This is a genomic window from Pseudomonas aegrilactucae (assembly GCF_019168305.1).
GTDB lineage: Bacteria > Pseudomonadota > Gammaproteobacteria > Pseudomonadales > Pseudomonadaceae > Aquipseudomonas > Aquipseudomonas aegrilactucae.
On the sequence record NZ_JAHTBI010000036.1, the window covers coordinates 63,130 to 84,244 of the forward strand.

Sequence of the window (21,115 nt, forward strand, 5' to 3'; positions counted from 1 at the left end):
ACTCATGGGAAGTGGCCTATCTGTGCGGCCTGGCAACCAGACGAGAACGACATCATGACGTACCACCTTTTGCCCCGACCCAGCCCCTTGTGCGCGATGCTGGGTAGAACCTTGCTGTGCTCGGCGTTGATACTGCCGGCGCTGTTGCCCGCCAGCGTCAACGCCGAGCCTGCAGTCACGCAGCGCTTTGACCTGGCCCCGGATGACCTGGGCAGGGCGCTCACGCGCTTTGCTGCCGAAGCCGGGGTGGTGCTGTCATTCGATGCCAGCCTTACCCGCGGCCGCCAAAGCGCCGGGCTGCACGGCCACTACGCTGTGGCGGCCGGCCTGAGCCAACTGTTGCAGGGCAGCGGCCTGCACGCCGTGCGAGACGGCAGCGGGCGCTATCAGCTGGTGCCGGTCAGCGCGGCCGCTGGCGCGGTGGCGCTAGGCGCCACCACCGTCAATGCCGAGCACCTGGGTGCCAGCACCGAAGACACCGGTTCCTACACCACGGGTACCATGCCGAGCGCCACCAAGCTGGCCCTGACGGCGCGTCAGACCCCCCAGTCGGTCTCGGTGATTACCCGCCAGCGCATGGACGACCGGGGCATGCAGACCTTGCACGATGTGGTCAAGGACACCCCGGGCCTGACCCTGGCCAACGACGGTCCGGAACGGCCGACCTATTACGCCCGTGGCTTCACGGTCGACAACATTCTGTATGACGGCCTGCCCACCACCGTGTCGAGCTACACCGCCCGCGACACCATTGCCGCTGCAGACACCGCGATGCTCGACCACGTCGAAGTGGTGCGCGGTGCCACTGGCCTGATGACAGGCTCCGGCAGCCCGTCGGCCGCGATCAACCTGGTGCGCAAGCGCCCTACGCGCGATCCCCAGGCCAGCATCAGCCTGGGCGCCGGCAGCTGGAACAACTACCGTGGCGAGCTGGATGCCTCCAGCGCCCTCAACGACAGTGGCAGTGTGCGCGGGCGGGTGGTCAGCAGCTATCAGGTCAAGGACAGCTTCCAGGACGTGGTCAACAAGGAGCACAGCCTGTTCTACGCGATCACCGAAGCCGACCTGAGCGATTCGACCACCCTGACCCTGGGCGCGTCCAACCAGAACCTGAACAACAACACCGCCTGGGGCGGCGTGCCCACGGGGGCGGACGGGCGCGACCTCAAGTTGTCGCGTTCGACCTACCTGGGCAACGACTGGGGCCGCTGGGACCAGGACAACAACACGCTGTTCACCGAGCTGGAGCAGCGTTTCGACAACGACTGGAAGCTGCGCCTGGCCGCTACCAAGCGCTGGTCGAAGCTGGACCTGTTCGCCTCCTATGCCAGCGCCGGCATGGGCGATACGTTCAATCAGATGACCGGCAAGTTCCGTTACGAAAACGACCAGACCAGCTACGACCTGTATGCCAGCGGGCCGTTCCAGTTGCTTGAGCGCGAGCATGAACTGGTGGTCGGGGCCAGCAATCGTCGCGAGACGTTCGAGGGCTATGGCACCACGGTGCTGACGGCGTCGGCGATCGACATCCACAACTGGAACCCGCACATCACGCCCAAGCCTGCGGTCGACATGGGCGCCTGGCAGCAGCAGAGCGAGACCGAACAGACCGGTGCCTACCTGACCGGGCGTTTCAGCCTGGCAGACCCGCTGCACCTGATCCTGGGTGGGCGTCTGGACTGGTATGACTACCAGATCGAAAGCAAGGGCAGCCCCAGGCAGACCGACAAGGTTACCCGTAATGTCACGCGTTATGCCGGCCTGGTCTACGACCTGAATGACACCTATTCGGTGTACGTCAGCTACACCGATATTTTCAGCCCGCAGGGCGTGGTCGATACCCGCAACGCCCCGATCAAGCCGATCACGGGCAAGAACTACGAGGCTGGGATCAAGGGCGAGTTTTTCGACGGTGCGCTCAATGCCAGTGCGGCGGTGTATCGCATCGACCAGCAGAATCGTGCCTCGATCACCACGGTCGGCTGCCAGGCACCGGCGGGTGTATCGTGCTACGTGGCGTCCGGCGAGGTACGCAGCGAAGGGCTGGAGCTGGAGGTCAATGGTGCACTGACGCCCAACTGGCAGTTGGCAGCGGGCTACACCTACAACGCGGCCAAGTACCGCAAGGATGCGATCGCGAGCAATGAGGGACGGTTGTTCAACAGCGACCTGCCGCGGCACCTGTTCAAGCTCAACACCACCTATACCTTGCCAGGTGCCCTGCAGCGCTGGCGCGTGGGGGGCGGCCTGACCAGCCAGAACACCACCTTCAACCAGGGCGAGGGCTATCGCATCGAGCAGGAAGGCTACACGCTGGTCGACCTGATGGTCGGGCACCGGCTGACCGAGAACATCGACCTGCGCCTGAACGTCAACAACGTGTTCGACAAGAAGTACTACCAGACCATCAACAGCAACACTTGGAACGCGTTCAACGTGTACGGCGAGCCACGCAACTTCATGCTGTCGGCCAAGTACACGTTCTGAGCCCGTGCCCTGTGGGCGCAATCAGGCGCCGAGAATCAGCTTCCGGCGCCAGTAAAATCGGTGTGCGCGGTGTATCTGATGCACCGCAGCACCTGCACTGCGCAGAGGAGTGCTCAGCCTCGGCAAGCGACTAGAACGCCAGCTTGTACCCGATCAGCAGCAACATCGCCGCCAGGCAAGGGCGCAGCACGTTGTCGGAAATGCGCCCGGTCAGGTGGCTGCCGATGTAGATGCCCGGCAACGACCCCAGCAGCAGGTAGCCCAGCAGCGACCAGTCCATGTTGCCCATGCTGGCATGGCCCAGGCCGGCCACCAGGGTCAGCGGCACGGCGTGCGCAATCTCGGTGCCCACCAGGCGGCGGGTGACCAGGTACGGGTACAGCAGAAACAGCGCCACGGTGCCCAGTGCACCGGCACCGATGGAGGTCAGCGATACCATCACCCCCAGCACCACGCCCGTCACGACCGTGAGGACGCTCAAGGTGCGATCGCTCAGGTGATAGTGATCACCGGCATGCTTGCTGGCGAAGGCCTGCAACCGCGATTTGAACAGGATCGCCAGGGCCGTGAGGATCAGCACCACCGCCAGGCCCTGCTTGATCACGCCATTGAGCGCCTGGGTGTCGGTGTGCAAGGTGCTGAGGAACCACAAGGTCAGTGCTGCCGCCGGCACGCTGCCAAGCGCCAGTTGCCCGGTGATCTTCCAGTCGATGTTCTTTTGCTTGCTGTGCACCCAGACACCACTGGCCTTGGTGATCGCCGCATACAGCAGGTCAGTGCCCACGGCAGTCGCCGGGCTGATGCCGAACCAGAGCAGGATCGGGGTCATCAACGAGCCACCGCCCACGCCGGTCATGCCGACGATGAAACCCACGATCAGGCCTGCGATGGTGAAACCAAAAGAACCTACATCCATAATTACCTAAACACCCAGCGAGCCCGTGATCGGATGGCAGCCAGCATAAAGGTTTTTTTATAGCCAAATAGACTTGTTCGTTATTAGTTTATAACCATAACGCAGGCTTTCGCGGCAGCCACCGACCGCTTGCGCGGTCGATGACAAGGGGGGCGGGGTCAGATCTTGAAGCTGTCGACCAGTTGCTTGAGGCGGCCGGCCTGACGCGACAGGTCGTCGCAGTGCTTGAGCGTGTCGTTGAGGTTGGTCACGCCTTGCTGGTTGAGCACGTTGATCTGGGTGATGTCCAGGTTCAGGCTCTCGACCACGGCGGTCTGCTCTTCGGTCGCGGCGGCCACCGACTGGTTCATGCCGTCGATCTCGCCGATGCGCTGGGTCACGCTGGTCAGGCGCTCACCGGCCTGGTTGGCCACGTGCACGCTCTGTTCGCTGGAGACCTGGCTGGCGTTCATGTTGTGCACCGCCTCGCGCGAGCCGACCTGCAGCGTGGTGATCATCTTGTGAATCTCTTCTGCCGATTCCTGGGTGCGGTGGGCCAGGTTGCGCACCTCGTCGGCCACCACGGCAAAGCCGCGCCCGGCTTCACCGGCACGGGCGGCTTCGATCGCGGCGTTGAGCGCCAGCAGGTTGGTCTGCTGGGAGATGCCCTTGATCACGTCGAGGATCTGCCCGATGTCGTCGGTGCTGGCGTTGAGTGTTTCGATCTGCTGGCACGATTCGCTGATCTTCTGCGACAGGGCGGTCATCGCGCTGATGGTTTCCTGCACCACCTGGCGGCCGTCATTGGCCTGGTCGCTGGCGCCGCTGGCATGCTGCGAGGCATCGGCGGCGTTGCGCGCGATTTCCTGGGTGGCAGCGCCCAGTTCGTTGATCGCGGCGGCCACGCTGTTGGTGCGCAGGCTCTGCTCCTCGGAGCCGATGATCGACGCATTGGAGGCGCTCATCACGCGCTCCGACAGGTCGTGCACCTGGCGTGTGGCCGAGGCCACTTCCGAGATCGAGGCATGGATACGCTCGACGAACTGGTTGAAGGCACCGGCCAGTTCACCGAATTCGTCCTTGTTCTCCACGGTCAGGCGGCGGGTCAGGTCGCCTTCGCCCTGGGCGATGTCCTGCATGGCGCGGCCCATGGTGGTCAACGGACGCATCAGCACCGGAATCAACAGGCTCAGCAGGCCGGCGATGGCGGCCACGGCAATCAGCATGGCAATGATCGCCGAGGTACGGAACTGGCTGAGTGCGGCGTAGGCCTTGTTCTTGTCGATGGACAGGCCGATGTACCAGTTGGCAGACGGCAGGCCGCTGACCGGGGCGAACGAGATGATCCGCTCCTGGCCGTTGAGGGTCATGTCATGCACGCCTGCGGCCACTTCCAGGTTGCTGCCCGGATAGATGTCCTTGAGGTTCTTCATCACCTGGTCCTTTTCGGGACTGACGATCATCTGCCCGCTGCGGTCGACCAGGAACGCATGGCCGATGCCGCCGAAGTCCACGGCATTGATGATCTCCACCAGGGTGGCCAGGCTCAGGTCGCCACCGACCACACCGAGCAGCTCGCCCTTGCTTTTGACCGGCATCGCGATGGTCACCACCAGGCCGCCGACGGCCGCCATGTAGGGCGGGGTGAGCATGGGCTGGCCGGCGGCGACGGCGGCGGTGTACCACGGGCGCTGGCGCGGGTCGTAGCCGTCGGGCATTTTTGTGTCCGGGCGCTGGGTGAACACACCATTGGCCTGGCCGACGTAGGTGAACTGGAAGTTGGAGGTGAATGCGGGCTGGTCGACCAGGCCCGGGAAGTCGGCTTGCGCGCCCTGGTGGGCGACGTTCTGCGCGAGGTTCTCCAGCACCAGGATGCGCCCGCTCATCCAGTTCTGCACGCTGCTGGCGGTAAGCGCGCCAGCCTGGTTCACCGACGACTCGATGTTCTGGCGAATGGTATTGCGTTGCAGGTAGTCGTTGTAGAGGGTGAACAGTGCAAATGCCAGAACCACTACCGCGCAGGCGCTCAGCAGGATCTTGTGGCGGAATTTCAGGTTCATGTTTCGAGACCTTTAGCCAGAAAGGAGAAGTGACGGCTTCACGAGTCGGGACCTTGTGGGTCTCACCATCGCGTAGAGCGCGCAACTGACCTTGTAGGTATCGGCTGTAGGGTCGAAATATTTATGCACCACATTGATGCAGTTCGTCGGAAAAAAAGGTCAGTTGGTGCACCCGTTCCTGGGCCGCGCGCTGCAGGGGCTGGTGTTCGGCTTGCCGACGTCGGCGTTGGTGCAGGCTGGCGCCTGAACAAGGCGAAGCTTTTGCTTCTGGCCTCACGTCCAGCATAGAATGATAGGAATTCTCATTCGTACCCCTGGTCGCCCATGTCCAAGCCCGATCCCGCTTTGCGCAAGCAGGTCAGCCGTATCTATCAGGACCATCACCGCTGGTTGCAGGGCTGGCTGCGTCCGCGTGTAGACTGCCGGCACCTGGCGGCGGACCTGGTGCAGGATGTGTTCGTGCGGGTACTCAGCGCGCCGGATGCCGGTAACCGGCTGGAAGCGGTGCGCGAACCGCGCGGTTACCTGGCCACCATCGCCCGGCGCCTGATGATCGACTATTTTCGCCGTGCACGCCTTGAGCGCGCCTGGCTGCAGGCCCTGGCCGAACAACCCGAGGCCTTCGAGATCTCGGAGCAGGAGCGCCTGATCCTGCTGCAGACCCTTTACGAAACGGACGCCATGCTCGCGGGCCTGGGGCGCAAGGTGCGCCGGGCATTCCTGCTGTCGCAGCTCGACGGCATGACCTACAAGCTGATCGGCCTCGACCTCGGGGTCTCCGAGGTCACCGTGACCCGCTATATCGCCAAGGCCTTTCATCACTGTACGCTGTACAACCTGCAAGCCGAATCGTGAACCCCATGGCAACCCTCGACCCTCTCCAGCGCGCGGCGCTGGAACAGGCTGCGCTCTGGCGCGCCCGCCTCAATGCCGATGCGGTTGGCGATGCCGACCAGCAGGCCTGGCAAACCTGGCACGACGCCCACGAACAGCACCGCTGGGCCTGGCAGCAGGTGGCCCAGGTGCAGCAGCGGCTGGGCCACCTACCTGCCGGTCTGGCCGGGCGCACCCTGGACCTGGCCGGGCAGCAGGCTGCGATGGGGCGCCGGGGGGTACTCAAGGGCGTGCTGTTGCTGGCCGGCACCGCTGGCCTTGGCTGGGCGGGTTACCGCGAGGTCAGGTACGGGCCGTGGACCGCCGACTATCACACCGGGATCGGCAAGCGCCAGGCGCTGACCCTGGCCGATGGTACGCAGCTCGAACTCAACGGCAACACTGCGCTGGATGTGCGCTACGACAACCAGCAGCGCCTGCTGGTGCTGCGCCAGGGCGAGGTGATGATTACCAGTGCGCCGGACCAGGCCGAGCGTCCGCTGCGGGTACAGACCGTCAACGGCACCGTCGAGGCGCTGGGCACACGTTTTCTGGTGCGCCGCGACAGTGATGGCAGCACCACGGAGCTGGCGGTGTACCAGGGGCACGTGGGCGTGTTGCCCCGCGACGGCGTGGGGGGCGCCATGGTCAATGCGGGTGATCAGGTGCGTTTTGCTCACCCCAGATTCGTGCTGGGATCGCCGCTTGAGCCCCACCGCGATGCCTGGCGCAAGGGCCTGCTGATCGCCAACGACCAGACGCTCGGGGTGTTCATCGCGGAGTTGCGACGCTACCGCCTTGGCTGGCTCAATTGTGCCAATCAGGTGGCCGATCTGCGCATCAGCGGCACCTTCAAACTCGATGACACCGAGCAGATCCTGCGCGCCATCGGCAAGACCCTGCCGGTGCATGTCGAGCGGCGCACGCGCTACTGGGTAAGCATCGAGCCGCCCAGGGTGTAAAAATAATTTTTACGCAAATGATAGGTATTCGCTGTTTCGTTCGACTTCTGAAATGCAGGCGTCATGGCCTGACTGCCAACCAGAAGAGAAACGAACGATGATGACCCGTACCCCGGGCGCGGCAAGGCTGCGTACCACGCTGTTGTGCTCCACCCTGCTGTGGCCCCTGGCTTTGCCGGTGGTCAGCTATGCCGACAGCGCAACCCCGAGTGAATACAACCTGGCCCGCGGCGACCTTGGCCAGGTGCTCAACGGCTTTGCCGCCCAGGCCAGCGTGGTGCTGTCGTTCGACCCGCAGCTCACGCAGGGCAAGACCAGCGCCGGCCTGCACGGGCGCTACAGCGTCGAGCAGGCCTTGCAGGCATTGCTTGCCAGCAGCGGGCTGGTTGCCCTGCGTGAAGACGACGGGCGCTACAGCCTGGCGCCGCAGCCAGAGGCGGGCGCTGCGCTCAACCTGGGTGTGACCGAGGTCACCAGCAACCAGTTGGGCACCATCACTGAAGACAGCGGTTCCTACACCCCGGGTACCATCGCCACCGCCACGCGGCTGGTGCTGACCCCGCGCGAAACGCCGCAGTCCATCACCGTGGTCACCCGTCAGCACATGGACGACTTCGGCCTGAACAACATCGACGACGTGATGCGCCATACGCCGGGCATCACCGTGTCGGCGTTCGACAGTGACCGCACCAGCTATTATGCCCGTGGTTTCTCGATCAACAATTTCCAGTACGACGGCATTCCTTCCACGGCGCGCAACGTCGGCTATTCGGCGGGCAACACGCTGAGCGACATGGCCATCTACGACCGCGTCGAGGTGCTCAAGGGCGCCACCGGCCTGCTCACCGGAGCCGGTTCGCTGGGGGCGACCATCAACCTGGTACGCAAGAAGCCGACCGCCGACTTCAAGGGGCATTTCACCCTGGGCGCCGGCAGCTGGGACAACTACCGCAGCGAGATCGACGTGGGCGGGCCGTTCACGGAAAGCGGCAATGTACGTGGGCGGGCCGTGGCGGCCTACCAGGACAAGCACTCGTTCATGGACCACTACCAGCGCAAGACCAACGTGTACTACGGCATCCTGGAGTTCGACCTGAGCCCCGATACCCTGCTGACCGTGGGCGGCGATTATCAGGACAACAAACCGGAGGGCTCGAGCTGGTCGGGCAGCATTCCGCTGTTCGATGCGGCGGGCAACCGCAACGACCTGCCACGCCATTTCAACAACGGCGCGAAATGGAGCAACTGGAGCCAGTACACCCGCACCGTGTTCGCCAGCCTTGAGCACCACCTGGCCAACGGCTGGGTCGGCAAGGCCCAACTGGACCACAAGATCAACGGCTACGACGCGCCGCTGGGCTCCATCCAGGGCTATTACCCGCGTGCCGACGGCACGGCCAGCATCTACTCGGCCAAGTATACCGGCGAGACCGTCAGCAACTCGGCCGACCTCTACATGAGCGGGCCGTTCGAGCTGTTCGGGCGCGAGCATGAACTGGTGGTCGGTACCTCGTTCGCTCAGTCGCACTGGGAAGGCAAGGGTTGGTGGAGCGCCAAATACCCCAATGGCAACAACGTCGACTACGGCAGTTGGGACGGCGACATCGACGAACCGGATTGGGGCGCACAGACCCAGACCGTGGATGACCGCGTTCGCCAGACCGGTACCTACCTGACCACGCGGCTGCACCCCACCGATGACCTGACCTTGATTCTGGGTGCCCGCCTGGCCAACTACCGCATCAATGGCTTCACCTCCAACGGTCGCGAGGACGATCGCCTGCTGCCCTACCTGGGTGCGGTGTACGACCTGACCGACAACCTGTCGCTGTACACCAGCTACACCGATATCTTCATGCCCCAGGATGCCTGGTACCGCGACCGCAACAATCGCCTGCTCGACCCGGATGAAGGGCAGAACTACGAAGTGGGCCTGAAGGGCGAGTTCCTCGACGGGCGCCTGAATGCCAGCCTGGCGTACTTCGAGATCCACCAGAGCAGCCGTGGCGAGGCGGATGTGGACTACAACAGCAAGCCGACCAACCCGGCGATCGAGTATGCCTATGAGGGTATCAAGGCCAAGACCAAGGGCGTCGAGGCAGAGATTTCCGGCGAACTGGCCGAAGGCTGGCAACTGCAGGGCGGTTACACCCACAAGGTGATCCGCGACGACCAGGGCGCCAAGGTGTCGACCTGGGAGCCGGAGGATCAGGTCAGCTTCTACACCAGCTACAAGCTCAAGGGCCCGCTGGATCGCCTGACCGTCGGCGGTGGCGCGCGCTGGCAGGGCAAGGGCTGGCAGGTGCTGGTGAACGACAAGAAGAACCGCAAGGAAGAGTTCGCCCAGGACCCCTACTGGCTGGTCGACGTGATGGCGCGCTACCAGATCAGCGAGCAGCTGTCGGCCACGCTCAACGTCAACAACGTGTTCGACAAGGCCTACTTCACCAACATCGGCTTCTACAACTCGGCCTCCTATGGCGACCCGCGCAACGTGATGGTGACTACGCGCTGGGATTTCTGAGGCGCGTGTCCTGAGGCCTCAGGCCTGCCGTTGTGCCAGGCAGGCCTTGTGGATCGCGTCCCAGCATTCGTAGCTCCACAGGCGGATCCAGGTGACCTTCCACAGGCGGTCCCAGTGCCGGCGCAGCGGGTTGCGCCGGCGTGCTTGGAGCAGCTCCTCGATCTCTTCATTGAGCGATACGGGTTCGAAGCCGGTCCACACCGGCGGCACCGGCGCCACGACGTTGTAGTAGCAGACCGGTGCGACTTCTTCGTAGAAGATGTGCTTGAGCTCGGCCAGGTCGAAGGGCTCCAGTTCGCGAGCGATCCAGGCGTAGTCCACCCAGCTGTCGACGAAGGACTCGGAGAGCAGGGCGCGAACGCGGTGGCGTTGTTCGAGGGTCACGGTGAAGGCTCTGGCAGCGATGCCCGATGCTGCGCGGTTTGCCGCTTGCCGGTCAAGCGCGGTGCGCCTTTCGCTGGCAAGCCAGCTCCCACAGGTACACCACTGGCCTAGAGAGCGGTGACACACCTGTGGGAGCTGGCTTGCCAGCGAAGGGCACGCCACCCTTTCAATCCAGGCTCAGCTTGGCCTCGATGCGGTCCAGATGTTGATGCATCAACTGCAACGCCGCCTCGCTGTCGCCATCTTCCAGCGCATCCACCAGCGCCGCGTGCTCCTGCCACGCGCAGTGCTCGCACGGCTGGGTCTCATACTGGGCGATGATCAATGACGTCATCGGCACCAGCCCGTTGAGGAACCGCGTCAACGGCGCATTGTTGGCCATCTCCGCCAGCTTCAGGTGAAACTCGCCACCCAGCCGGATCGCTGTGCAACGTTGGCCCTGCTCATGGTGCTTGCGCTCGCGTGCAATCAGCTCGCGCAACTGGCGAATGCGCGGTGCACTGGTGCGACGTGCCGCCAGGCCGATCAGGGTGGTCTCGGCCAGGCGCCGTGCACTGAGGATCTGCCGCGCCTGCTGCGGGTCTGGCGCGGCCAGCTTGGCTGTGTGCGCCGGGCGCTGCACCACCACCTGCTGATCGGACAGGCGCCCCAGCACCCGGCGGATCACGGTGCGGCTCACGCCGAACGCCTCGCCCAGCGCGTGCTCGGTCAAGGCCGTGCCCGGTGCCAGGCGCTGTTCGAGAATGGCGTCGAACAGACGCGGGTAGATCTCGTCAGCGCTCAGGCGCTGCTCGCCAGCGGCCAGCAGTGCAGGCAGGGCGGTGCCGATAGGGGTGGCAGGGCAGGCGTTCATGGTCGCTCTCCTGGGTCAGTTGCCCGGATGTTCATCCGGGATGGTCAATTCGATGCCCATGCGCAGGCCTTCCTGCAGGATGTGCCGGCGCATCTGCGCGCTGGCCTGGGCGCTGTCCTTGTTGCGGATGGCACGCACCACCGCCTCGTTCTCCTCCAGACGGGCGGCCAGGTGCTCGGGCGAGTTGCGCAGCACCTGGGCGCTCTGCTTGAGGGCATTGCTGGTCTGCTGCACCACGCTCTGGAAAATCGGGTTGGCGGTCAGCGCGAACAGCTCCTCGTGAAAGGCGATGTAGGCGCTTACCCCGGCTTCGCTGTCGTTGGCGTCGAGGGCCTCGCGCATGTCCATCAGGGTCAGGCGCAACTGGCCGATTTCCTTGCTGCTGATCGACTGCGCCACCAGCCCGACAATGAACGGCTCCAGCGTGTAGCGCAGTTGCAGCACGTCCTCCAGGCTGGCCCCGGCCACCGCGGCTGGTGCCTGCACCAGTTCCAGCGTGCCGGGTTCGAGTACCAGCACGCCTTTGCCTGGCATGGAGCGCACCAGCCCCAGGGTTTCCAGCACGGTCACCGCTTCACGCAGGCTCGGGCGGCTGATGCCCAGTTGCTCGGCCAGCTCGCGCTGCCCCGGGAGCATCTCGCCCGAGCGCCATTGGCCACGGGCCAGCGCCTGGCGCAGTTTTTCCACTACCGCATTCACTACCGTCGATGAGGTAATCACTGTTCGCTCCCTGAGAAGACACGCATACGTTGTTACCTAGAAATCCTGTTGGTGGGCGGGGGTGGGGGCGGGGGTTGGCAGCTTGCGCGCCTGGAAACTGAAGCCTTGCTTGCCGTTGAGCACGTTGTTGGCACGCTCAAGGTCGATGTCTTTCTCCCAGCGGGCGATGGCCACGGTGGCGACGCAGTTGCCGATCAGGTTGGTCAGTGCGCGACCGATACCCATGAACCAGTCCACCGCCAGCACCAGCACCAGGCCCACCACCGGGATCGCCGGTACCGCAGTGAGGGTGGCCGCCAGGATAACCAGCGCCGAGCCGGGGATGCCGTGGGCGCCCTTGGAGGTGATCAGCGACACCAGCAAAATCGTCAGCAGGTCGGTCATGGCCAGCGGCGTGCCGGTGGCATTGGCGATGAACACGATGGCCAGGGTCAGGTAGATCGAAAAGCCATCAAGGTTGAACGAGTAGCCGGTCGGGATCACCAGGCCGACGGTAGAACTGCCGATGCCCAGGTGTTCGAGCTTGCGCATGATCTGTGGCAGCACGGCATCGGAGGAGGCGGTGCCCAGCACGATGCTCAGCTCTTCACGCATGTACTTGAGGAACGGAAACAGCTTGAGCCCCGACACGCGCATCACCGTGCCCAGGATCACCAGCACAAAGCCTGCACAGGTCACGTAGAACAGCGCTACCAGGCCGCCCAGGTGCTGCAGCGAGTCCAGGCCATATTTGCTGGTGGTGAAGGCGATGGCGCCGAACACGCCGATCGGTGCCAGGCGCACGATCATGCCCATGATACGGAAGATCACGTGGCTCAGTTCGTTGATCAGGCGGGTGATGCCCGAGGCGGCTTCACCTACCAGGTTCAGCGCGCTGCCGAACAGCACCGCGAACAGCAGCACCTGCAGGATGTTGTTGTCGGCAAAGGCGCCGATCACCGAGTTGGGGATCAGGCCCATGAGGAAGGCCGCGGTGCCCTGGATATGCTGGCCACGCTCGGCCAGTGCGCCGGCATCGGCGGTGGACAGCTGGTCCAGGTGGATATTGGCACCGGTACCGATGCCGGAGGTAAAGGCCAGCACCAGGCCCAGTACCAGTGCGATGGTGGTCAGTACTTCGAAATAGATAACGGACTTGAGGCCGATGCGGCCTACTTTCTTCAGGTCGCCAGCGCCGGAAATACCGCTGACCACTACGCAGAACACAATCAGCCCGATGAGCATCTTGATCAGCTTGATGAAGCCGTCGCCCAGGGGTTTGAGTTGCATGGAAACTTCAGGAAAGCTCAGGCCGCAGGCGATGCCAAGCATCAGGCCGAGCACTACTTGCAGGAAGATCGAACGCGAGCACCATTTGAGCATGGGAGGGATCTCTGGTCGGTGGTCCGTACTGCTGGCGGGGTGAGCCGAGCGACAGACTTAATTATTGTGGTCTTACCGGTATGTCCAGTGCAGGCGCAGTGTAGGCGCGCGTTTTGCGGGTTTGCAAGCGCTTTAGGGATGAGTGGGTATAAATTGGTTTTACCGGTCTGACCAGTTGCGGGTCGAGGGTGCGACAAAAGCGTTTCAAGCGGCTCAAACACGCGCCTGTCACGCTTTTGCGGGGGCGGTGGTCACGGCTTGGACAGGGCCAGATCTACCGCCGCAATCAGTTTTCCCAGGTCCTTGGGCAGGGCTTTGTGAATGACACCGAACAGGTAGGCACGCTGCTCGTCCGCATTGTCCAGGTCCGTGAAAAAGGCATTGAGCTTGACGCCAAGCACGTCGGCAAAATTGATCAATGCTTCGACACTGGGGGTGTAGCTGCCGGTTTCAAAGCGGCTGATGGTCTTGGGGTCAAAACCGGTTTTTTCGCCAAGCTCAGCCTGAGTAAGCCCGGCTACCTTGCGGTAGCGTCTGATGGCTGGACCCAAACTTGATATATCCATCGTCGATTCCCATTTAGAATCAAGAACTTAACGATAAATTTCGAGATTAGACAACGTCACTATTCATCACTAAACCTTGCAAAAGGTGATGGGATTCGTAGAATCCCTTGTTAGGACCGAATTTCAGGCACAAGGTTGCAAAGCCAGCAGGCTAGGCTTTGTCGTGCACCCCATGGAGCTTTACAGTGCGTCTCAATCTGCCGGTAACGGCTGTCGAACAAACCTTTCCCGAGCACCAGCGGCTGATTTCGGCCACCGACACCACCAGCAACATTACCTACTGCAACGCTGAATTTGCCGCCATGAGCGGTTTCAGCCAGGCCGAGTTGATCGGCAGCAGTCACAACCTGGTGCGTCATCCCGACATGCCGCCTGCGGTGTTTGCGCTGATGTGGCAGTACCTCAAGGCCGGCCAGAGCTGGATGGGGATCGTCAAGAATCGCTGCAAGAACGGCAACTTCTACTGGGTCAGTGCCTACGTCACGCCGGTGCTCGAAAACGGGCGCCTGGTGGGCTACGAGTCGGTGCGCGTCAAGCCTACCCGCGACCAGGTGCAGCGCGCCGAAGCCTTGTATGCGCGCTTGCGTGAAGGCAAACCTGCCGTGGCGCTCGGGCGCCGCGTGGTCGCGCAGGCCCAGGTGCTGGTGGTGCCGGTGCTGGCCGCTGCACTGGCGATCGGTGCGCAGTACTGGGTGCCCGGCCTGCTTGCCCATGGCATCACCGCGGGGCTGTTCGCCGCCGTGGGCCTGTGGGGCCACAGCCGCCTGCGCCACCAGTTGCAGCAGATCGTGCAGAGTACGCCAGAAACCTTTTCCGACCCGATCAGTGCGCTGACCTACAGCGACGAGCTGGGCCCGACCGCGCAGTTGCAGATGATCCTGATCAGCGAAGAGGCGCGCCTGAAGACCGCGCTGACCCGCCTGAGCGACCTGGCCAACCAGATGGCCGTGGCCGCCACCGACTCCAGCCGGCTGTCGAACACCACCGAGTCGGCGCTGCTCGAGCAGCGCGCCGAAACCGACATGACCGCCGCCGCGATGACCGAGATGGCGGCATCCATCGCCGAAGTCGCCGTGCATGTGCAACAGACCGCCAGTGAAGCCGGCACCGCCAACCTGTTGGCCGAGCAGGGCAGCCAGGTGGCCGGTACCTCGCGTGAGGCCATCCAGCTGCTGGCCAGCACCGTGACCGAGATCAACCAGGCTGTCGGCCGACTGGCCGGGCAGACCCAGGACATCATGCTGGCTGCCAGTGTGATCCAGGCCATTGCCGACCAGACCAACCTGCTGGCGCTCAACGCCGCCATCGAAGCGGCGCGCGCCGGGGAACAGGGTCGCGGTTTTGCGGTGGTAGCCGACGAGGTGCGCGCACTGGCGGGCAAGACCCGTCAGTCGACCCAGCAGATCCAGGGCATTATCCAGACCCTGCGCAGGGGGGCCGAGGAGGCGGTGAACATCGCCAACCTGGGTATCCAGGAGGCCGAGCAGGGCGTGGCCCAGGTGGTCGAGGCGCAACAGGCCTTGCAAGGGATTCGCCAGGCAGTGGAGCGCATCACCGACATGACCCAGCAGATGGCCGCCGCCTCGCAAGAGCAGTCGCATGTGGCCGAGGACGTGTCGCGGCAGATCAATCGGGTGGCCGGCACGGTGCAGAAGACTGCCGACAACGCCAATGCCGCGGCCACGCGCGGGGGTGAGCTGGAGCATATTTCTTCCGGCCTGCGTGCCCTGGTTGAACGCTTCAACCGATAGCCGTCAGGGTGGTAACGCATCATGGATGACAATTACCGCGCGGCCGTCGATGCGGCCGCGATCTTTTCCGAGACCGACCTGAGCGGGCGTATCACCTACGTCAACCAGCAGTTCTGCAGTATCTCCGGTTACAGCCAGGAGGAGTTGCTGGGGGCCAACCACCGCATCCTCAATTCCGGCCTGCACGGGCGCGAGTTCTTTGCCGGCATGTGGCAGTCGCTGGTGGCCGGCAAGGTGTGGAAGGGCGAGATCTGCAACCGTGCCAAGGACGGTTCGCTGTACTGGGTCGACAGCACCATGGTGCCGCTGCTGGATCCGGCCACCGGCAAGGTGCGCAAGTATGTGTCGATCCGTTTTGACGTGAGCGAGAAACGTCAGCTGCTGCACACCCTGCAGTGGCGCGTGGGGCATGACGTGCTCACCGGCTTGCCCAACCGTGCGTACCTGTCCGACCTGCTGAACCAGGCCCTGGAGTTCTCCCGCACCGAGCGCTCGGCGTTGGCGGTGTGCATGCTTGACCTGGATGGCTTCAAGGCGGTCAACGATGGCTACGGGCACTCCAGCGGCGACCTGTTGCTGGTGGAAGTGGCCGCGCGCCTCAAGGGCATCCTGCGTGGCGGTGATGCGGTGGCGCGTCTTTCCGGCGACGAGTTCGTGCTGATCCTGCGCCATGTCGAAAACCACGCGCAGTTACGCACGGTGCTGGGCCGTGTGTTGTCGGCGGTGGCGGCGCCGTATTCGATCCGCGAGCAGCAGATCAGTGTCAGTGCCAGTATCGGTGTGACCTTGTACCCGTCCGACAATGATGATGCCGATACCCTGCTGCGCCATGCCGACCAGGCCATGTACGTGGCCAAGCAGAGCGGGCGTAACCGCTTTCACCTGTTCGACGTGTCGCTGGACCAGGAGGTCAAGGCCACGCACCAGACGGTTGAGCGTGTGCGCCGTGCCTTGAAAGGCGGCGAACTGCGCCTGTTCTACCAGCCCAAGGTGAACATGCGCAGCGGCGCGGTGCTCGGTTTCGAGGCCTTGTTGCGCTGGCAGCACCCGCTGCGGGGGCTGGTGCCACCGGCGCTGTTCCTGCCGCTGGTGGAGCAGACCGACCTGATCGTGGACATCGGCGAGTGGGTCATCGAGCAGGCGATGGCGCAGCTGCAGCAGTGGCAGCAGGCCGGGTATCGCTGGTCGGTGAGCGTGAACATCGCGGCGCGCCATTTTCAGCGCGCCGACTTTGTCGAGCGCCTGCGCCTGTTGCTGGCGCGCCATGAGCGCGTGGCGCCACGCATGCTGGACCTGGAGATCGTCGAGTCGGTGGCGATCGAGAACATCCAGCGGGTCAGCGAGTGCCTGGAGGCCTGTCAGCAGTTGGGTGTGCAGTTTTCGCTGGATGATTTCGGTACCGGCTACTCCTCGTTGAGCTACCTCAAGCGGCTGCCGACGCAGACCATCAAGATCGACAAGTCATTTGTGCGCGACATTCTGCATGACCAGGACGACCTGGCGTTGACGCGGGCGGTGATCGGCCTGGCGCGGGCGTTCGGGCGCCAGGTGATTGCCGAGGGCGTGGAGACGGTCGAGCACGGCGAGTTGCTGATGGGGCTGGGCTGCGAGGTGGCGCAGGGCTACGGGATTGCCCGGCCGATGCCGGCGGCTGAGGTGCTGGGCTGGGTGGGCGGGTATGTACAGCCGCATGAGTGGGTGGTGTCGGCGCAATCTGTCTGAGGCTCAAGGGCCCCTTCGCTGGCAAGCCAGCTCCCACAGGTTGTGTGATCGGTACAGAACCCTGTGGGAGCTGGCTTGCCAGCGAAGGGGCCGGCGCTGTTGACGAAAATTCGCGATTACAACTGTGGCGCCGTGTTCTTCACCACTGCCAGCTCCGGGTGCGCCACCAGCTTGTCGATGTGCAACTCGTCGTTGTTCATCCACGTTTCGGTCAACACCCGGTAATGCTCCATGTCGCGGCAACGCATGCGCAGGCTGTAGTCGAAGTGCCCGCTGATCAACTGGCACTCCAGCACCTGCGGGCACGCCTTCATGCAGGCCTCGAAGGCGCGTTGCGCCGAGCGCCCGCTCTGGTTGGACAGCGCCACCAGCACCAGCAGGGACAGCCCCGGCGACACCATCTGCACATCGATGATTGCACCGTAACCGCGAATCACCCCGCGCCGCTCCAGCTTGCGCACCCGCTCCAGGCACGGCCTGGGCGTCAGGTGCACCAGTGAAGACAGTTTCTCGTAGGTGATGCGCCCGTTATGGCGCAGCACATCGATGATGGCTTCGTCGATACGGTCCAGCGGCGGCGTGGCGTGCGAACGGTTGGCCTTGGTTTCCATGATGGTGTTGATTCACTTCAAACGGTTGGAGAGAAATTGCTGCAGGCGTTCGCGCTGCGGCTGGTCGAGCCTCTGCGCGCCGCCCTGTTCTTCGCCCGGCCCTGATGCAGGAACAGCACCTGGCTCGACACCTGGCGGGCAAAGCCCATCGCGTGCGTGACCATGAGCATGGTACGGCCTTCCTCGGCCAGCGTCTGTATGACTTTGAGCACTTCGCCGACCCGTTCCGGGTCCAGTCGTACGGCCGTAACCGGTGCACGGCCGTTGTCGGTGGCGCGACGACGCGGTTCAGGCGCGTTTCTTCTCTACGGCCTGAAGCGCTGGCTGAAGCAGGGCGAACAGGTTCTTGGGGTTGTCGAGGTCGGGTACCAGCGCGATCTCGTGGCCGATCTCCAGGGCCTTGGCCGCGTCGAGCACGTAGCGCAGGGCCGAGTAGTCTTCGATGGCGAAACCGACCGAGTCGAACAGCGTGACCTGCGCGTCGTGCTCGCGGCCGGCCACCTGGCCATTGACCACTTGCCAGAATTCGGTGATCGGCGAGTCGGCGGGCATCTGCTGGATCTCGCCTTCGATACGGCTTTGCGGCTCGTACTCGACGATCACCCGTGCCGCGTCGACGATGTCGCGGTGCAGCTCGGTCTTGCCCGGGCAGTCGCCGCCCACGGCGTTCAGGTGCATGCCGGGTTCGATCATGTCGGCGGTGAGGATGGTGGCGTAGGCCTTGTCGGCGGTCACCGTGGTGACGATGTCGGCGCCGCGTACTGCCTCGGCCACGGACCCGGCCAGCACCACCTTGATTGCCGGGAAGGCGCGCAGATTGGCCGCCAGCTTGGCGGTGGCCTTGGGGTCCAGGTCATACAGGCGGATCTCTTCGATACCCAGCAGGGCATGGAAGGCGATGGCCTGGAACTCGCTCTGCGAACCGTTGCCGATCAGCGCCATGCTGCGGCTGTTGGGGCGTGCCAGGTAGCGGGCGGCCAGGGCTGAGGTGGCGGCGGTACGGATCGCGGTGGTCAGGGTCATCTCGCTGAGCAGCAGCGGTGCGCCGGTGTCGACATCGCCCAGGGCGCCGAAGGCCATCACCGTGAGCATGCCGTGCTGGGTGTTCTTCGGGTGGCCGTTGACGTACTTGAAAGCATACAGGTTGGCATCGGAGGCCGGCATCAGCTCGATCACCCCATCGGGCGAGTGGTTGGCCAGGCGCGCGCATTTTTCGAAGTCGTGCCAGCGCAGGTAGTCCTCGCGGATGTACTCGGCCATTTCACCCAGGCAGGTGGTCAGGCCCTTGCGTGCTACCAGTTGGCTGAGGTCGTTAACGTCGATGTAGCGGGTCATGATGTGCTCCTTCTTGTAGGCGGTTCAGTGGCGCACGGGCAGGTTGCCTGCACCGAGGCCCGCACCCGGGTGGCGAATGGCTCTATTGTCGATGCGGTGGCGTTGCAATCCCCGCTGAAGCACGCTGGGTGCTCAGCCGGGACAAGCTGAAAAGCGGGGATTGGCAGCCGAATCGGCTGCGAGGTTTCACGTTGCAGGCAACCCTTGCGCCTGCAGTCGCTTGTAGAGCGTGGTGCGGCTGACGCCGAGCTGGCGCGCCAGTTGCGAGACATTGCCGTTGGCGGCCTTGAGCAGCGTGGCCAGGTCATCGGTGGGGGCGGTGGCGGGCGAAGACGCCCCCGGCAGGTCGACGAAGAAACTGTCGGGCAGGTGCTCGAACCTCACCGGTGCGCGCCCGGCCAACGCCAGGGCCACCTGCAACACGCTCGCCAGCTGGCGCAGGTTGCCCGGCCACGGGTGCTCCAGCAGCAGCGCCAGCACCTTGTGGCTGAGCACGCCGGGCTGCCCCGGTTCGCGGTACTGCTGGCACAGTCGCTCGATCAGCGCGCGCCGGTCGCTGCGTTCGCGCAGCGGCGGCAAGGTCAGGCTCAGCCCGGCGATACGGTAGTACAGGTCCTGGCGAAACAGGCCTGCACGGACCTGGTGTTGCAGGTCGTGGTTGGTGGCCGAGACCACACGGATATCCACCTGGATCGGCTCGCCACCGCCCAGTGGCTGAATGCAGCGCTCCTGCAGAAAACGCAGCAGGCGCGCCTGGGTCGGCAGCGGCATGTCGCCGATTTCGTCGAGAAACAGGATGCCGCGGTCGGCCTTGCGAATCAGCCCCGTGCTGCCCTTGTGGTGGGCGCCGGTGAACGCGCCTTTTTCATAGCCGAACAACTCCGATTCCACCAGCTCGGCGGGGATGGCGGCACAGTTCACCGCCACCAGCGGGTGCGCAGCGCGGCTGCTGGCCTGGTGCAGGGCATTGACGAAGACCTCCTTGCCGACCCCGGTTTCACCGTGGATCAGCAGCGGCACGTTCTTCTCCAGCAGCAGCGTAGCCTGGCGCAGCGCCTTGCCGATACGCGGGTCGGTGTCGGCGGGCGGTGCCTGGGCAGGGCGTGCGGTGGGTGCAGCGAGCTGGCAATGGAAGCGGTTGCGTTCGGCCACCTGCACCGCGAACGCGTGCGCCGGCGGGTTGGCGAGCAACTGGCCCAGCGGGGTCTGGAACAGGTGCTCCACGCTGGCGTGCAATGGGCTTTGCCCGAGCAGGCTGTCGGCCCGCCGGTTGGCCGCGCGCACCGTGCCCTGGGCATCGAACAGCAGCAGCCCGGCCCATTGGCTGTCGAGGTTGTTGGGCCCGGTATTGAAGCTCAGTTGCCAGCACTGGCCGGCGTAGCCGCGCAGGATCAGGCGGTTCTCCAGGCTCTGGCTGAGCATGCGCACCAGGCCCAGGGTCTGTGATGAGGGTAGATAGCTGTCGCTGGACACGTCGAGCACGCCGATCAACTGGCGTTCGCCGTCGAACAGCGGCGCTGCGGCCCCGGCCATGAAGCGGTTGAGTGTGAGGAAGTGCTCGTCATGCCCCACGTGCACCGCCTGGCGGCAGGCCAGGGCCGTGCCGATCGCGTTGGTGCCCACGCCCCGTTCGAGCCAGCAGGCGCCAGGCATGAAGCCGCTGGCCTGGCGCGGGTCCGGGCAATGCCGGGTGCCCCAGGTTTCGAGCAGATGGCCCTGGGCGTCGCTGAGCATGATCAGGTAGCTGGAGCGCCCGAGCAGATGCGTGAAGCCTGGCAGCACTTCGTCGCGGGTGGTGTGCAGCAGCAGGTGCTGGCGTTCCAGCAACGTGCGCAGTTGCTGTGCCGAGGCGCTGCCGAAATCCGGCAGTGAGTGGTGGTCCAGGCCAAAGGCCCGGCAACGCGCCCAGGACGCCTGGATCAATTGCGTGTGGGTCGCGGCAGCAGCGGCCATGGGCCTGTCCTGTGTGAAGGCTGTGTGGTTGTTGTTGTGCGGCGTGGATCGAGCCGC

The 21,115-nt window shown here is 64.3% G+C and carries 16 protein-coding genes and 3 pseudogenes; 7 read left to right on the forward strand and 12 right to left on the reverse strand.

Annotated elements, in window-relative coordinates:
• Positions 1–54: 54 nt before the first annotated feature.
• Positions 55–2,487, forward strand: a complete 2,433-nt coding sequence (locus tag KUO17_RS10440) for a TonB-dependent siderophore receptor (RefSeq protein ID WP_217975488.1) — start codon at positions 55–57, stop codon at positions 2,485–2,487.
• Positions 2,488–2,617: 130 nt separating this feature from the next.
• Here the strand turns inward: KUO17_RS10440 and KUO17_RS10445 are convergent, their stop codons facing one another.
• From KUO17_RS10445 to KUO17_RS27130, 3 genes and pseudogenes are all read right to left on the reverse strand, one after another.
• Entirely contained in the window at positions 2,618–3,403 is a 786-nt protein-coding gene (locus KUO17_RS10445) for a sulfite exporter TauE/SafE family protein (RefSeq protein WP_217975489.1), read from the reverse strand.
• 158 nt (positions 3,404–3,561) lie between these two features.
• Positions 3,562–4,347: a methyl-accepting chemotaxis protein gene (locus KUO17_RS27125; protein ID WP_420801214.1), complete on the reverse strand. Its 786-nt coding sequence runs from the start codon at positions 4,345–4,347 to the stop codon at positions 3,562–3,564.
• 117 nt (positions 4,348–4,464) lie between these two features.
• A pseudogene (locus KUO17_RS27130) lies at positions 4,465–5,442 on the reverse strand (cache domain-containing protein); the annotation flags it as partial.
• A gap of 324 nt (positions 5,443–5,766) precedes the next feature.
• Between KUO17_RS27130 and KUO17_RS10455 the strand changes: the two are divergent.
• The 3 genes from KUO17_RS10455 to KUO17_RS10465 all read left to right on the forward strand — a co-directional run bounded on the left by KUO17_RS10455 (position 5,767) and on the right by KUO17_RS10465 (position 9,801).
• On the forward strand, positions 5,767–6,297 hold the full coding sequence (locus KUO17_RS10455) for a sigma-70 family RNA polymerase sigma factor (RefSeq protein WP_217975491.1): 531 nt from the start codon (positions 5,767–5,769) through the stop codon (positions 6,295–6,297).
• A gap of 5 nt (positions 6,298–6,302) precedes the next feature.
• On the forward strand, positions 6,303–7,277 hold the full coding sequence (locus KUO17_RS10460; protein WP_217975492.1) for a FecR domain-containing protein: 975 nt from the start codon (positions 6,303–6,305) through the stop codon (positions 7,275–7,277).
• A gap of 100 nt (positions 7,278–7,377) precedes the next feature.
• Entirely contained in the window at positions 7,378–9,801 is a 2,424-nt protein-coding gene (locus KUO17_RS10465; protein ID WP_255263517.1) for a TonB-dependent siderophore receptor, read from the forward strand.
• 18 nt (positions 9,802–9,819) lie between these two features.
• On the opposite strand, the gene KUO17_RS10470 is transcribed toward KUO17_RS10465, so the two are convergent.
• From KUO17_RS10470 to KUO17_RS10490, 5 genes are all read right to left on the reverse strand, one after another.
• A complete protein-coding gene (locus KUO17_RS10470) occupies positions 9,820–10,185 on the reverse strand; it encodes a DUF7079 family protein (protein ID WP_217975494.1) in 366 nt (121 codons plus the stop codon).
• 166 nt (positions 10,186–10,351) lie between these two features.
• Positions 10,352–11,038, reverse strand: a complete 687-nt coding sequence (locus KUO17_RS10475; RefSeq protein WP_217975495.1) for a GntR family transcriptional regulator — start codon at positions 11,036–11,038, stop codon at positions 10,352–10,354.
• A gap of 15 nt (positions 11,039–11,053) precedes the next feature.
• On the reverse strand, positions 11,054–11,758 hold the full coding sequence (locus tag KUO17_RS10480; protein WP_217975496.1) for a FadR/GntR family transcriptional regulator: 705 nt from the start codon (positions 11,756–11,758) through the stop codon (positions 11,054–11,056).
• A gap of 36 nt (positions 11,759–11,794) precedes the next feature.
• Positions 11,795–13,120, reverse strand: a complete 1,326-nt coding sequence (locus KUO17_RS10485) for a C4-dicarboxylate transporter DctA (RefSeq protein WP_217975497.1) — start codon at positions 13,118–13,120, stop codon at positions 11,795–11,797.
• 251 nt (positions 13,121–13,371) lie between these two features.
• On the reverse strand, positions 13,372–13,686 hold the full coding sequence (locus tag KUO17_RS10490; RefSeq protein ID WP_217975498.1) for a helix-turn-helix domain-containing protein: 315 nt from the start codon (positions 13,684–13,686) through the stop codon (positions 13,372–13,374).
• A 185-nt stretch (positions 13,687–13,871) separates the two neighbouring features.
• Here KUO17_RS10490 and KUO17_RS27135 point away from each other — a divergent pair.
• The 3 genes and pseudogenes from KUO17_RS27135 to KUO17_RS10500 all read left to right on the forward strand — a co-directional run.
• Positions 13,872–14,201: pseudogene (locus KUO17_RS27135) on the forward strand (PAS domain-containing protein); the annotation flags it as partial.
• A 177-nt stretch (positions 14,202–14,378) separates the two neighbouring features.
• Complete coding sequence (locus KUO17_RS10495) at positions 14,379–15,437, forward strand: methyl-accepting chemotaxis protein (protein WP_425274846.1); 1,059 nt, start codon at positions 14,379–14,381, stop codon at positions 15,435–15,437.
• A gap of 21 nt (positions 15,438–15,458) precedes the next feature.
• Positions 15,459–17,159, forward strand: coding sequence for a putative bifunctional diguanylate cyclase/phosphodiesterase (locus tag KUO17_RS10500; RefSeq protein ID WP_217975500.1), 1,701 nt, complete (start codon positions 15,459–15,461; stop codon positions 17,157–17,159).
• Between the two features lie 116 nt (positions 17,160–17,275).
• Here KUO17_RS10500 and KUO17_RS10505 read toward each other — a convergent pair whose 3' ends face one another.
• The 4 genes and pseudogenes from KUO17_RS10505 to KUO17_RS10520 all read right to left on the reverse strand — a co-directional run bounded on the left by KUO17_RS10505 (position 17,276) and on the right by KUO17_RS10520 (position 21,058).
• Positions 17,276–17,770: an Lrp/AsnC family transcriptional regulator gene (locus KUO17_RS10505; RefSeq protein WP_163943881.1), complete on the reverse strand. Its 495-nt coding sequence runs from the start codon at positions 17,768–17,770 to the stop codon at positions 17,276–17,278.
• A 12-nt stretch (positions 17,771–17,782) separates the two neighbouring features.
• A pseudogene (locus KUO17_RS10510) lies at positions 17,783–18,006 on the reverse strand (histidine/lysine/arginine/ornithine ABC transporter ATP-binding protein); the annotation flags it as partial.
• 52 nt (positions 18,007–18,058) lie between these two features.
• On the reverse strand, positions 18,059–19,105 hold the full coding sequence (locus KUO17_RS10515; RefSeq protein WP_217975501.1) for an ornithine cyclodeaminase: 1,047 nt from the start codon (positions 19,103–19,105) through the stop codon (positions 18,059–18,061).
• 186 nt (positions 19,106–19,291) lie between these two features.
• On the reverse strand, positions 19,292–21,058 hold the full coding sequence (locus tag KUO17_RS10520; protein ID WP_217975502.1) for a sigma-54-dependent Fis family transcriptional regulator: 1,767 nt from the start codon (positions 21,056–21,058) through the stop codon (positions 19,292–19,294).
• Positions 21,059–21,115 lie beyond the last annotated feature (57 nt).

Bases quoted from the DNA above. Each gene is read 5' to 3' on its own strand.
- KUO17_RS10520 (WP_217975502.1), bottom strand. From the start codon at position 21,058: ATGGCCGCTGCTGCCGCGACCCACACGCAATTGATCCAGGCGTCCTGG.
- KUO17_RS10485 (WP_217975497.1), bottom strand. From the start codon at position 13,120: ATGCTCAAATGGTGCTCGCGTTCGATCTTCCTGCAAGTAGTGCTCGGC.
- KUO17_RS10515 (WP_217975501.1), bottom strand. From the start codon at position 19,105: ATGACCCGCTACATCGACGTTAACGACCTCAGCCAACTGGTAGCACGC.
- KUO17_RS10440 (WP_217975488.1), top strand. From the start codon at position 55: ATGACGTACCACCTTTTGCCCCGACCCAGCCCCTTGTGCGCGATGCTG.
- KUO17_RS10500 (WP_217975500.1), top strand. From the start codon at position 15,459: ATGGATGACAATTACCGCGCGGCCGTCGATGCGGCCGCGATCTTTTCC.
- KUO17_RS10475 (WP_217975495.1), bottom strand. From the start codon at position 11,038: ATGAACGCCTGCCCTGCCACCCCTATCGGCACCGCCCTGCCTGCACTG.
- KUO17_RS10465 (WP_255263517.1), top strand. From the start codon at position 7,378: ATGACCCGTACCCCGGGCGCGGCAAGGCTGCGTACCACGCTGTTGTGC.
- KUO17_RS10490 (WP_217975498.1), bottom strand. From the start codon at position 13,686: ATGGATATATCAAGTTTGGGTCCAGCCATCAGACGCTACCGCAAGGTA.
- KUO17_RS27125 (WP_420801214.1), bottom strand. From the start codon at position 4,347: ATGAGCGCCTCCAATGCGTCGATCATCGGCTCCGAGGAGCAGAGCCTG.
- KUO17_RS10455 (WP_217975491.1), top strand. From the start codon at position 5,767: ATGTCCAAGCCCGATCCCGCTTTGCGCAAGCAGGTCAGCCGTATCTAT.
- KUO17_RS10460 (WP_217975492.1), top strand. From the start codon at position 6,303: ATGGCAACCCTCGACCCTCTCCAGCGCGCGGCGCTGGAACAGGCTGCG.
- KUO17_RS10505 (WP_163943881.1), bottom strand. From the start codon at position 17,770: ATGGAAACCAAGGCCAACCGTTCGCACGCCACGCCGCCGCTGGACCGT.
- KUO17_RS10445 (WP_217975489.1), bottom strand. From the start codon at position 3,403: ATGGATGTAGGTTCTTTTGGTTTCACCATCGCAGGCCTGATCGTGGGT.